Here is a 13227-nt window from a genome sequence, read left to right as displayed (position 1 = left end):
AAATACTATGGGTGAAGAATCTTTTTACCGCAGTTGTTGTTGAAAGGATGTGGTGGACAATGAATCAAAGTAAACGACTGTTTGTTTCGTTTTTTTCTATTTTAAGTCTATTTTTCATTTTTCCGTCAATCAGTCAAGCAGAGGATTCAGCAGGAGACTTTGGGATCAAACCGGTATTTCCAGAGAATCAAATAGATAAAGCAATCGGTTATTTTGATTTATTAGTGGCACCGGAACAAAATCAGACACTGGAAGTAATTATCAGCAATTCTTTAGATCAAGAACGAACATTTGAGGTCTCTGTTAATCCGGCGGTAACGAGTGATGGTGGAACGATCGATTATAGTCAAAAAAATCCAACGCTAGATGGGACCTTGCCGTTTGATGTCCGTGACGTTTTGACCGTTGCCAAAAAGGAAGTCAATGTACCAGCGCATGCTGAAACAACTGTACCTGTAGAAGTAAAAATCCCAGCTAAAAGCTTTAAGGGACGTGTATTAGCGGGTATTCATGTTTCACCTAAAGAAGAAGCTGAAACAGAAAATGCTACAGAAGGTGCACAAATAAAAAATCGTATTGCTTATAATCTCGCAGTCGTTTTACAAGAAAGTCAAGAGACGATAGAACCGGATCTGAAACTTTTATCAGGAGATTTGAACGAGGTCAATGCAAAGCCCACTGTCCAGCTTCGTTTCCAAAATCCTCAGCCTACGATTATCAGCAATTTGATATTTACGAGCAAGATCTATTATGAAAATCAGCTTTATATTGAAAATACGTCTAATGCATTTTTAGTTGCACCAAATTCGAATTTTCACTTGAATCTTGATTTAGCTGGTGATAAAGCAAAAGCCGGCGATTACCGCGCAGAAATCATAGCAAAATCAGGTGACAGTAATGAATGGCGATTTACACAAAACTTTACGATCAAAAAAGAAAAAGCACAGAAAGTAAATGAAAATTCCGTTTTTGCAGTACAAGAACAATCTTTCCCATGGCTTTATGCAGGATTGGTTGCTGCAGTTCTTGTATTACTGTTGATTTTGCTGTTTTTGTGGATCCACAAGAAAAAGAAAAAAGGAGAAACAACACGATGAGGTGATTTCGTTGAAAGCATCAATCTTATTAGGAGGGATTATTGCAAGTTTGCTGTTCTTCAGCTGGCAAGAGCCAGTCCAAGCAGATACCAAAAGTTCAGGCACGATTACATTTTATGATCTAAGTCCAGTTCCGCATCCAAGTGGTTCAGTCAATGGCACATCAAAACAGCAGACACAGCCATCGATTTATAAAGAGGCTAATCAACATGGCGTATTTCCGGAGACGAATGAACAAAGGATCCGTTTTCTTTATTTGATCATTGGTATAGAATTATGGCTTCTTGTGTGGTTGTTGTTATGGAGAAGAAAGGAAAAGGAGGATGAACATGTTGCTACAAAATAAATTTACATTTTTTCGCTCCTTCTTTTTTACTTCGCTTTTTGTTTTAAGTATATTTATCTTTTCACCTTCGGCAGAAGCTGTTGGAGCAACGCCTCCTACCATTTCTTATGATCCGTACACATACGAAAATATCGTACCTCCAAATGGTGGACGTAGTGCAGTGAATGGCGGGAAGCTTGTCCAACTAACTGGGGCTAACCAGTTGCCTAAATTGACTGCTACTTATTTAAACGATGGTTCAAATGATCCTTGGAAAGGTGGCACGGTCCGTTTTCATTGGGAAAGTCATGTGAAACTAACAAATGTACTTGATTTGGTGAATATCACTGCACAAGGTTTTGCCTTCGTTGCAATCATCAATTTACCGGAACATGTATCAAGTAGTGATGTATTAAAAGCAATTGACTGGAACAACGCCTACTTGTATATTGCCGGTGCCCCCATCAAGGTTACTAGCGGAAGTTTATTATCAGCAGGAAGCCATACTTTACGTTTTGGGATGGGTTCGTGGGATACAAATACTCTCCTGCCAGATATCATCGCTATTATTACGCGAGGCGAGTTCAATGTTGACGATGTCCCGCTTCAATTTGATATTACAGCTAATGTCGCGAAGATGACAGAAAACGGAGATAAATATGATACGAGTCCAAACAAAATTTTGACCAAAGGTAAATTACAACCTTCTATATCTAAAAAAGCTATTTTTTCTGTTGATTTTTATGACTCGAATAATATTATCCAAGATCGTATGTTCAATTCGATCTTAGCTCCAGCTGCAGGTAGATTTTATCCTAAATTAACTGGTGGAAAATTGAATCCAGGAGCGTATGCATTTTCTGCAAGTGCAGAGATAAATACGTGGAATAGTTACATTTCACCAAGTGATTCAACAGGAAAATATAATACATTTGCTGATACTACAGAATACGTGGATGGGAATAACCAGAACCTTCCAGGCTCAACCAATAATCGAACACTAACGATGGGGTTGACTGAAGGACGTTTTGATCAACTACCATCTACTCGCTTTGATCGTGTAGTCAATTATTTTACAGGGAAAAACGTCACACAAGGAGCAACACTGACTCATACTCCAGCAAGCACAAGTGGATTGAATCAGTCAACCAATATTGTATATAGCGGGAAAGATGCGCAAGGTGGATTGCTTTCTCCCGTTGCTTTAAAGGTATTGGAGCAGTACAAGCTAGACGGTACGGTTTTACCAACAAACTTAACAGCTGATAGTCAGTGGGGAAAGCTCCTTTCTCCTGCGCCGTACCAAGTCATGGCCAATTGGTCAGCAACTGAATTAAAAACGGGGTCGATCCATTACAGGCTTTATTCGAAAGGAACCCAAAAATTAGCGGCAGGATGGACAGATCAACTTTTCCAAACGATCTCATCAAATAATGGCGGCACAACTACAGCTACTTCTACACTACCTGCATTGGCTTCAGGGCAATATTATTTTGATTATCGCTTGGTGGACGACGTACTTACTAACCTGTATCCTTCTTTTGCGTACAAATGGCAGTCTGAACAAGCGGGAATCACCACTCTTCCCCAAATAACAGTGGCTAATTTTCCATCAGTGAGTGCAGACAGCCAGCTAAAAAATCTTAGCAGACAACCGGATGAAGGAACTCCCTTATCTGCACTATCAGGGGATACGATACAAGAAAATGTGACATTCACGTTGACAAAATCTGGGGATGCGATCACCGACAAAAAAATCACGATCTCACTTCCAGAAAATACTACTTATATCAATGGTACCTTAAAATTAAATGGTACAACTGTCGCAGATACCAGCGTTCAACAAGGAGTATCTGTCCCAGCAGATTTATTGAGCAAAGTCGGCGATACTATTCATCTTACTTACAACTATCAATTAAATACTGTAGATACTTCTGTGCAATCTGTCAGCATACCGACAAAGGCAGCTGTACTTTCTAGCAATATTACATTAGCAGATGGTGCTAAGCTTCCTAATCCAGTTGTCCAAACATCTTCCAAAACAATTCTTGTCCCCAAACAAGAATTGACATTAGTTGATGTACCAGATGATTTTACATTTGGCAACGATCTCCCCAAACCGTTGAAGACAAGTTATTATGAAGCAAAAGGCGATTTTTCTTTTGATGTACGGGATACTCGGCTTCCAAGCACGTCTCCTTGGCAACTGACAGGTACATTGACTTCTTCATTTAAGAATGATCAAGGTCAAGAATTAAGCGGAACAAAATTGTACTTTAATCATGCTGGTTCAAAGCAATTGATCCAACAAGGACAAAACACGATGATTTATCAAAGTGATGGCACAGCTAAAGGAGAGGTTCTCGTTGACTTTCCCGATACCGATGGTTTACTCTTAGAGGTAAATAGCAGTACGAACGCTCAACCTGGCGTAAGGTATCAAGGCACGATCACATGGGAACTGTCAGCTGGGCCAATCAGCTAAGTGATCAGAATTTGTATGGATCTGTGACAACTGTCGCAGATCCTCTTTTTCAAGGATGAGAAGGAAACTTCTGCTGTTAAAATCAGAAATGCTTGGAGGAGTGGACTTGGAACTTTTCAGTTTGCTTGAAAAAAATGAACAACGGCAAATCAAACTTTTTCAACTTTTATTAGAGGAAAAAGGAGAGATCTCTGTTAATAACGTACTAGCCCGCTTATCAATCGATCGGTCTACCTTGAAAGAAGATTTATTTTATTTACAAGCTAGTTTAGAAAACATCGAACAACTGGAAATCGTTATCCAAGAAGGATACATTTTATTGATCAGACATGGCAATATAGCAGCTATCGATGTTTATTATCATTGCTATTTGCGCTATTCTACAAAATATCAAATCCTTCTTTATCTGTTAGAATATGGCTCATTTGATCGGCAGAAACTTGTTATGGAACTTAATATCAGTTCGGCTACTTTGTCGCGTAGAGTGAAGGAATTAAATGATTCTTTAAAAGAGTTTCATTTGAAAATAAAAAGCGGGCGTTTGACTGGCCCAGAAAATCAAATCCGCTATTTCTATTTTCAATTATTTTGGTTTGGTCGCCCCTACCTTGAAAATAAAAAAGAATACAGCGATTTATCAGGAAACACTTTTTTAGATCTGCTACAAAAAGAGTTCAGTTTTGCCATTACAGAAGAAGGGCGACTGAAATTTGAAATATGGCTTTCCATTATGAAGAAACGGATGCGCTGTACGAAAAAAGCCAAACCAGATTATAGTAATCTTCCTGTTGGATTGTTTCAAACGACACAATTTTTATTGGAGCTTCATACATTTTTGACCCGTTATTTCTTTCAATATGCCTTTCCTTGGAATCAAAACGAAACGTTGGTTTTTTATCTTTTCATGATCAGTAACTTTACATTAGATACACATAATTCACATGTTCAGGAATTTTTGATAAGCGAAAAATACAAAGATGACGTAGTGGCTCAATTGAATCGAACGTTTAAACAATCGATAGAAGAATATTTTTCTTTCTATGTTTTTCCAGAAGAGATTTCGCAAAAGATTGCGTTGACAGTGATGCAAAATCACGCTCATTTTGCCTATTTTAGAGGATGGATGAATATTTTTGGTCAAGAAGGATTGAAACAACGGTTAACTGAAGTAGAAGATAAACAATTCCTTGTTTTATGTGAAAGACTGGTCAGACAAACATTTGCTATTGTGGATTTTACTGAAGCAGACGAGGAAAATGCCCGTTTTGAATTATTTGCTCGCTATGCATCTATTTTACGAACGCTAATCAAGCAATTGGAATTGCGCTTGCAAATTGCTTATGATCTTCCGTACGAAAGGCTAATGGCGGATATCGTGAAAGAAATCATTCAAGAACAGTTGTTGAATACGATCAAATATGATTTAGTGGAATACGAGAAAGACAAGCAATATGATGTCATTTTGACTAGCCAATTGAAAGAATACCCGTCACAGAAGTCCGCTAAAGTTTTTGTATTTACGAGTAATGAATTTAACTATGATTTTCCCTATTTGAACCAATTTTTAAAAGAATGCTATTTAGAAAAATTGAATTTAAGGATGAATAAAACATGAAAATCGTGATCATTGGTGCTTCCCATGCAGGCATCACCGCTGCCCTAAATCTACGCAAACTTCAACCGGAGGCAGAAGTTCTGTTGATCGATGAAAATCACAAAGATGGATTAGGCTATGTTTCAAATGGAATCAATCTTTATTTAAAAGGAAAGATACATAGTTTAGCTGAAGCTGCAAACAACGAGCGGACTCTTCAAGCAAGTGGTGCAAAACTGATCACCGAATGGAGAGTAACTGAACTTGATCCAGACAAACATCAGCTCATCCTCACTTCTGAGGAAGGAAAAAAAGAAACCCTAACCTATGATAAACTAATCGTGGCAACAGGTTCATCTCCTGCTACTTTATATAAACAAATTGAAGCTGAAAATGTCTACACCTATAAAAATCTAGTGCAATCTAAACAAGTACTTGCCGCTTTGAAAGAAGCAAAAGAAGTAGTGATTTTTGGTGCTGGTTATATTGGGTTAGAATTAGCAGATGCTTTGAGAAATAAGGGACATATGATTCATTTAGTTGATTACATGCCGAATGTTTTATCAAGATATTTCGATAAAGATATGATTGGCAGTTTTCAAAATCAGCTGAAAAACAAGCAAATCAACTTTCATCCAAATGAATTTTTGATTGATTGGAAAAAATCAGGAGAAGAAGTAGTATCCGTACAACTTTTGTCTCAAACACTGAAGGCAGATATCGTCATTTTTTCTGCTCAAACTTGTCCAAATACGTCATTGTTAAAAGACAAAGTGGCATTGTATGAGGACGACACTGTGATGGTCAATGAATACCTGCAGACAAGTGATTCGGATATCTATGCGATTGGCGATATCGTTCCAGTCAGTTTTGACAAAAAAGAACGGCATCTTTTTTTGCCCTTAGTTACTCGAGCTGTACATATGGCGAGAGCGGTAGCGTTGACTTTGTGCGAGCAGCCGACTGCTTATGATCTCAAACAAAAGATAACAGCAACGGTCATTACCGACCACTTTTTAGGAACTGTTGGGTTGACAGAAGACGAAGCACCATTTTTGGAACAAAGTGCCTGTTCTTGTTCAGGAGAGTTTGACCTATTTCCACAATACTATGAAGAAAATAAAACAGTAAATGCAAAGCTGATCTATCATCCAGATACATTAGAAATCATTGGCGGACAGCTGATAAGCCAAGAATTTTTATTATCAGATTTGAACTTGCTTGCTGATATCGTGAAACAAAAAAACACGATTCCACAGTTAGCAGTTGAAAACTTTGGATTTTTGGCTGAATATACCCCACGTTTCCACTATCTCAATGAGTTAGCTTTTAAAGTACTAGCTAAGAGAGCCAATCGCAATAGAGTAGAAAAAAGACCGTGAGAAACATCACGGTCTTTTATTATGTGAAATGCTATTTTTATAATAAAAAAACTGAAAATACTAACTAAAAAGCGTTTAGACATCATAAGGAGAGATAATAAAAAAGCGAAAATGTATTTTGAGCATAATATTCGCCAAAAATTTATCAAGTGATAAAATTATTGTATAAAATAATTATTTCAAGAGGAGGAATTAAATGTTTTTAGCATTAAATGAAATTATGCATTCAAAGTTACGTTACGCATTAGTTGCAGGGGTGATGTTTTTAATCGCCTACTTGGTATTTTTTTTGACCGGGTTAGCTTATGGCTTAGCTCAAGACAATCGAACGGCGGTTGACAAGTGGGAGGCAGATTCGATCGTTCTATCGAAAGATGCAAATTCAAATCTAGGGATGTCCATGATTACTAAGAAGACCGCAGAAGAAGTCGAAGGTGGAAAAGTGGCCTATCTTGCCCAAACTCCAGGAGTCGTGACTAGTAAAGACAGTACAGATGAAGGAAAAATCAATGTTAGCTTCTTTGGTATCGATAAAGATCAGTTCATCATGCCGAATCTTGTTGAAGGAAAAGCTTTTAATAACGATGATGAGGCAATAGGCGATAGTAGCCTGAAGGAAGAATATGGTCTAGCCGTAGGAGATACGGTCAAGTTATCTGGTAGTGATAAGACGTTTAAACTAACTGGTTTTACGGATCATGCCAAGTTTAATGTTTCACCGGTTCTTTATACGACCATTAATGCTTACCAACAAATCCGTTTCGAAAAAGAAGACACAAGTGAGAATGCACGGATCAATGCAATAGTTGTCAGAGGAAAAATCAACGATTTACCTGAAGACTTGGAACAGATCAAAATTTCTAAATTCATCAATGAATTACCTGGATACAATGCACAAGTATTGACTTTTGGGTTTATGATTGGCTTTTTGATTGTTATTGCGGCTATCGTGATCGGGATTTTTATTTATGTACTGACGATGCAAAAAATCAATATCTTTGGTGTAATGAAAGCCCAAGGAATCACGGGAGGATTTATTGCACGCTCTGTAGTGGCACAAACATTCATTTTATCCTTTGTTGGTATTCTTCTTGGTCTAGTGGGAACAGTGGGAACATCTCTTGTTCTACCTGATGCGGTTCCATTCCAAAGCAATTGGCTATTTTTTGGCGTCATTAGCTTGTTGATGTTGGTAGTGGCTGTGTTAGGCGCACTATTTTCTGTTCGGACGATCGTGAAAATCGATCCGCTGAAGGCCATTGGATAAGAAGGAGGAAGAACATGAAAGCAATAGAATTTAAAGAAGTAGAAAAAAGTTTCCAAGATGGCGACCAAGTAGTAAAAGCATTGAAAGAAACAACGATGAGTATCGATAAAGGGGAATTTGTTGCGATCATCGGTCCTTCGGGTTCAGGAAAAAGTACCTTTTTGACTTTAGCAGGCGGATTGCAGACACCTAGCAGCGGCTCTGTATTTATCAATGATCAGGAATTCAGTAATCAAAAAGAAAGCGAACGTGTTAAACTCCGCTTCAAAGAAATTGGTTTTATCTTGCAAGCATCAAATCTGGTTCCTTTTCTGACAGTAAAAAAGCAGTTATTATTAGTAGATAAAATCAAACATGAACATCGGCAAAAAGAAGCAAAAGAATTATTTGAGCAGCTTGGCGTGGATAAGCTGATCAACAAGTATCCAGAAGAACTATCTGGTGGTGAAAGACAAAGGGTGGCAATTGCTCGTGCATTGTACAATGATCCGTCTATTATTCTAGCAGATGAACCAACTGCCAGTTTGGATTCAGAAAAGGCAAGAGAAGTAGTCGATATTTTGGCAAAAGAATCAAAAGAAAAAAATAAAGCAACGATCATGGTGACGCACGACACACGGTTGATTGACAAATGCGATAGAATATTTATGATGGAAGATGGTGTATTGAAAGAAAAAGAATAACCAAAAAGTAGGTGGAAAAATGGTCCATCGATACAATAAAGACACGCAACAAAAAATTTTAAAAGAAGCGGCTGACTTGTTCATGTCCAAGGGCTATCTTGGTACTTCAACAAGAGAGATCGCACAAAAAGTTGGGATCACCCAGCCCAATCTTTATCACTATTTTAGTGATAAAGAAAAGTTATATACAGCAGTATTAGAAAAGCACTTAGAAGATGTTGGGAAAGCGTTGAGAGAAATCGTCCAAACAAGCGAAACGACATTTCAAGTGATGTTGACAAAAATGGCTCAATTTTTGATTGAGACGCATCTTGTTGATTTATTTCTGATGCTTCACGACCTTGAGAGCAATCTTTCTAATGAAACGAGAGATCATCTTTTCTTTCTATGGAAGAAAAATTATCGTGAACCATTTGAAGAAATTTTTTCAACAAACCAATCCGTGTTAAGAAGTGGGATTTCCAAAGAAATTGCAGCAAGGCATTTTTTCTTAGTGTTGGCACCGTACATCACTCGATCAAAAAGACCTGTAGAAGAACCGCTAAATGTGGCACAATTGATCGATTTATATTTGAATGGTGTATTAGGACAAACGTAAAGCTGTTATATGTGGAGAAAAACAGTTAGGTAAAGAAACAAGATATGACGAAAATCGTTGTATCTTGTTTCTTTTTTATACGGCTAGTTTTTCATGCATAAAACTTTGTTATTCTCTCATAATTATCAAGGGATATTTTATTTATTATTTCATTCTAATTGAATCGTTATCAAAAGGGATTTAACTAAAAAGTAGTTTTTGTTTACTTATAAATAACGAAAACAATATAAAAGAAAACGTTTGCAAACAGAATTCTAGAATGTTACTATTTAGTTGTAATTATAAAGTCAATGTTTCTGGTGCGTTTGTTCTGTCGATGATCTAGGAGGTGTTTTTATTTAATAACACAAATAATTAATTAGTTGTAGAATGAAAGAAACTATTTATTTGGTGGATGAATCATAACGAATAGACAAAAGGAGGGTTCAAAATATGTCAAAAATGAAAAAAATCAGTTTAGCCGTAATGTTATTTTCTTCGGTGATGTCTGTCACATCTCCGTTATTAGGACAAAAAGACTCTGTCTATGCCGAAGAAACAGCTCAAGTTGTTCAAGCAAAAGAATACCGGAATGTCATGTATTATGGAGATTGGTCCATCTGGGATGGTGAAGGGAAATTTATTCCTCAAGATATTCCAGCGGATCAGCTAACACATTTGAACTTTGCCTTTTTAGATTTTGATAGCGAGGGGAATCTGACATTTACAGATGCAGATGCTGCTGTAGGTGCATCTTTAGAACAACCTGGCGTAGGATGGAACACACCAAGTTCTGGGATTTTGAATGCAATTCAAGATTTACGCGGCAAAAATAAAAATCTAAAAATAGGCGTATCTTTAGGCGGATGGTCAAAATCAGGAGACTTTTCAGAAGTGGCAGCTGATCCAGTAAAACGTAAAAATCTAGTAGAAAATATCACGAAATTTATTAAGTATACCAATATGGATTTTGTCGATGTCGATTGGGAATATCCAGCTGATGTCCGTCAGCCAGATCTAGTAGATAATGTAAACGATGAAGGAACACCACATGCCAAACCGGAAGACAAAGAGAATTACATCATGCTTTTAAAAGAGATTCGCGAGTCAATTGATCAACAAGGAAAAAAGTTAGGGAAAACATATGAATTATCTGTAGCGCTTCCTTCTTCCAGAGAAAAATTAAATGATGGGATTGACATTCCTAAATTATTCTCTGTGGTCGATTTTGCCAATATCATGACCTATGATTTGAATGGGGCATGGAGTCCAAACAGTGCTCACCATACGGCACTATATGGCAATCCAGCTGATCCTAATTATGAAGAAGGTCTTTCTGTCGATCAGACAGTCAAATTTTTACAAAAAGAAGGAGCTCCTTCCGACAAAATCGTGATTGGTGCAGCTTTTTATACACGCGGCTGGCATGAGGTAGAAAGCGGGGATAACAAAGAGCTACCTGGTTTGTTCCAATCAGCAAAAGCAAGCAACCAAGATGCCGATCAAACACCTTCTTACGGTGCCAAAAACAAAAACGATCTCGTTTCAGGAAATGGTGGTAGAGCTGGCGGCGTCTGGCCTTATCGGAATATCGCTGATTTGATTGATCAAACAGCAGACTTAAAAGAATATTGGGATGATGTAGCGAAAGCACCTTATATGTACAGTAAAACAACAGGAGAATTCTTTACTTATGACAATGTCAAATCTGTCAGCTACAAAGCAGAATATGTAAAAGAAAATGAATTAGGTGGAGTAATCTCCTGGATGCAATCACAAGATAAGGAAACCAACAGTAGTAAGAGAGACGAGCTGACTAATGCAATCAAACAAGGATTATTCGGTGACGAAAAACTGTCAGAACAAGAAATAGTTTCCTTCCCGTTAGCGATTGATGTGGATATTTCTACTTATAGTGAATATGGTGCGAATGGTTATAACATCACTATCAAGAACAACGAGCAGCTTAACGAAACTTCTAGTGTATTGAGTGCAGTGGAATTAGCCCAAGAAACAATCAAATTCCCTAAACTATATATTCCAATCCATTCAGCTGAAAGTCTAAGTGCGGGAGATTACAAAGCTGGAACAGTAACGATAGAAAATGGATATGTCGTGATTGATTTAGCTTCTGTATATGACGGTAAGCATATCGAGCCAGATGCTTCTTATGAATTTAGATTAAGATCAAGTGATGAGAATCCAACAGTCGATCGAATTGGCCATATTGCGTTAGTCCAAAGAATCGGAGATGAAGGAGCGGAAATCAATCGGCAAGTCATCTATGGAAAAGAACTGATACCGGATCCATCCGATACGCAACCCCCATCTGTACCCGAAAATCTAGCTGTTTCAGATATTCAAGGAACACGAGTTACTTTGAGTTGGGAAGAATCAACAGACAATAACCAGGTGGCAGGTTATTACATCTATCGTGATGGCCAGCGTGTAGCACAAACAGCTCATACTCGATATACAGATACAGGTTTGGAGACAAATACACCGTACACTTATACAGTCAGTGCATTTGACGCTTCTGGAAATGTATCTGAGAAAAGCTTGCCGATAACGATCACAACGAAAAGCGAAGACCCTGCTCCAGAATACGAAGAATGGAACCCAGAAAAAGCTTATGTCAAGGGAGACATCGTCACTTATAAAGGGAAAGTTTATCAGGCAAAGTGGTGGAATCAAGGGGAAGAACCAGGTTCTAATGAGTGGGGCGCATGGGAACTGATTGGTTAAATTTGCTGTTTATTTGAAAACACGGGGCTGTGACAAAACGTTTGTCGCAGCTCCTTTTTTGCGTACTTAAGCTGATTTTAAGTTTTGACCCTTAGTCTGGATCTACGAGGTGAGAGTCAAGCATGAAAAAAATAATTGGAGCTTTTGTATGTGCAATCATTATCATTATTATCTGTTTTCAAATAGATGTTTTTGGTCAAAAAAAGATAGTTGGGCAAACAGTCAGCAGTACGAACAGTACGGTTACAAAGACAAAGGAATCATCTGATGACACAAAACAAGAGACATTAGTCAAAATCGGAAAAAATGACCGTACACTATATACAGATGACTCGCTAACGACCCCATTAGCAACTATAAACGGCGGAGAACTGACGGAGTTTCTTTCCGAAACAAAAAATGCTTATCAGATCAAGACAAATGATGGCTATACTGGATATTTAGCCCTCGAAGATGGAACCAAAGTCACAAAGAATATACAAACAAAACCGAAAGAGTTATCTGATGCAGTGATTGTATTAGATCCTGGGCATGGCGGAAATGATACTGGGGCATTAAGCAATGATGAACAAACAGAAGAAAAGGATATAACATTAAGTACAGCCATAAAAGTAAAAAAGGCGCTAGAGGATGCTGGAGCAACGGTTTATTTGACCCACACTACAGATGAATTAGTACAGCTTGGAGATATATGCGACTACAGTGAAGAAAAAAAGGCAGATGTCTTTATCAGTTTACACGCAGACTCTACGGAATATGCGAATGAAGCAACTGGGATCACGACATATTATTACTATGGACAAGAGAAAACATTAGCACAAATAATCGCTGATTCCTTCACTGATCTGCCTCTGGATTCAAGAGGAATCTCCACTGGGAACTATCAAGTTCTTCGAGAAAATCTTCAACCTTCTATTTTAGTCGAGATGGGTTATATGAATAATGATGGTGATTTAGAGGAATTAGTAACAGACAGTTATCAGCAGCAGATCGCTGCAAGTTTGACACAAGCATTGACCACCTATTTTCAGCAATAAATAAGGAAAGAGGTTGTGACAGAAGTGGTCAGCTT

The 13227-nt window shown here is 37.8% G+C and carries 10 protein-coding genes; all 10 read left to right on the top strand.

The window, feature by feature from the left end; genetic code table 11:
- Positions 1-59: 59 nt before the first annotated feature.
- A complete protein-coding gene (locus tag HMPREF2988_RS00395; RefSeq protein ID WP_002340910.1) occupies positions 60-1097 on the top strand; it encodes a WxLIP family cell surface protein in 1038 nt (345 codons plus the stop codon).
- 10 nt (positions 1098-1107) lie between these two features.
- Positions 1108-1443, top strand: coding sequence for a hypothetical protein (locus HMPREF2988_RS00390; protein WP_002290899.1), 336 nt, complete (start codon positions 1108-1110; stop codon positions 1441-1443).
- Entirely contained in the window at positions 1427-3907 is a 2481-nt protein-coding gene (locus HMPREF2988_RS00385) for a WxL domain-containing protein (protein WP_070769783.1), read from the top strand. The genes HMPREF2988_RS00390 and HMPREF2988_RS00385 overlap by 17 nt, the downstream gene beginning before the upstream one ends.
- Before the next feature lie 55 nt (positions 3908-3962).
- Entirely contained in the window at positions 3963-5522 is a 1560-nt protein-coding gene (locus HMPREF2988_RS00380) for an AcpB/EbpR/MafR family transcriptional regulator (protein WP_070769782.1), read from the top strand.
- Positions 5519-6883, top strand: a complete 1365-nt coding sequence (locus HMPREF2988_RS00375; RefSeq protein WP_070769781.1) for an NAD(P)/FAD-dependent oxidoreductase — start codon at positions 5519-5521, stop codon at positions 6881-6883. The genes HMPREF2988_RS00380 and HMPREF2988_RS00375 overlap by 4 nt, the downstream gene beginning before the upstream one ends.
- Positions 6884-7079: 196 nt before the next feature.
- Positions 7080-8150 (top strand): ABC transporter permease, encoded by a 1071-nt coding sequence (locus tag HMPREF2988_RS00370; RefSeq protein ID WP_002290905.1) that lies wholly within the window; start codon positions 7080-7082, stop codon positions 8148-8150.
- Positions 8151-8164: 14 nt separating this feature from the next.
- Positions 8165-8833 (top strand): ABC transporter ATP-binding protein, encoded by a 669-nt coding sequence (locus tag HMPREF2988_RS00365; protein WP_002290906.1) that lies wholly within the window; start codon positions 8165-8167, stop codon positions 8831-8833.
- Positions 8834-8852: 19 nt separating this feature from the next.
- A complete protein-coding gene (locus HMPREF2988_RS00360) occupies positions 8853-9431 on the top strand; it encodes a TetR/AcrR family transcriptional regulator (protein WP_070769780.1) in 579 nt (192 codons plus the stop codon).
- Positions 9432-9863: 432 nt separating this feature from the next.
- Positions 9864-12155, top strand: coding sequence for a glycosyl hydrolase family 18 protein (locus tag HMPREF2988_RS00355; protein ID WP_070769779.1), 2292 nt, complete (start codon positions 9864-9866; stop codon positions 12153-12155).
- Positions 12156-12277: 122 nt separating this feature from the next.
- Positions 12278-13192, top strand: coding sequence for an N-acetylmuramoyl-L-alanine amidase family protein (locus HMPREF2988_RS00350; protein WP_070769778.1), 915 nt, complete (start codon positions 12278-12280; stop codon positions 13190-13192).
- Positions 13193-13227 lie beyond the last annotated feature (35 nt).

Origin of the sequence: Enterococcus sp. HMSC061C05, assembly GCF_001814765.1 — a bacterium.
In the GTDB taxonomy this organism is placed as follows: Bacteria; Bacillota; Bacilli; order Lactobacillales; family Enterococcaceae; genus Enterococcus_B; species Enterococcus_B lactis.
This window is presented reverse-complemented; position numbering and strand designations above follow the sequence as displayed.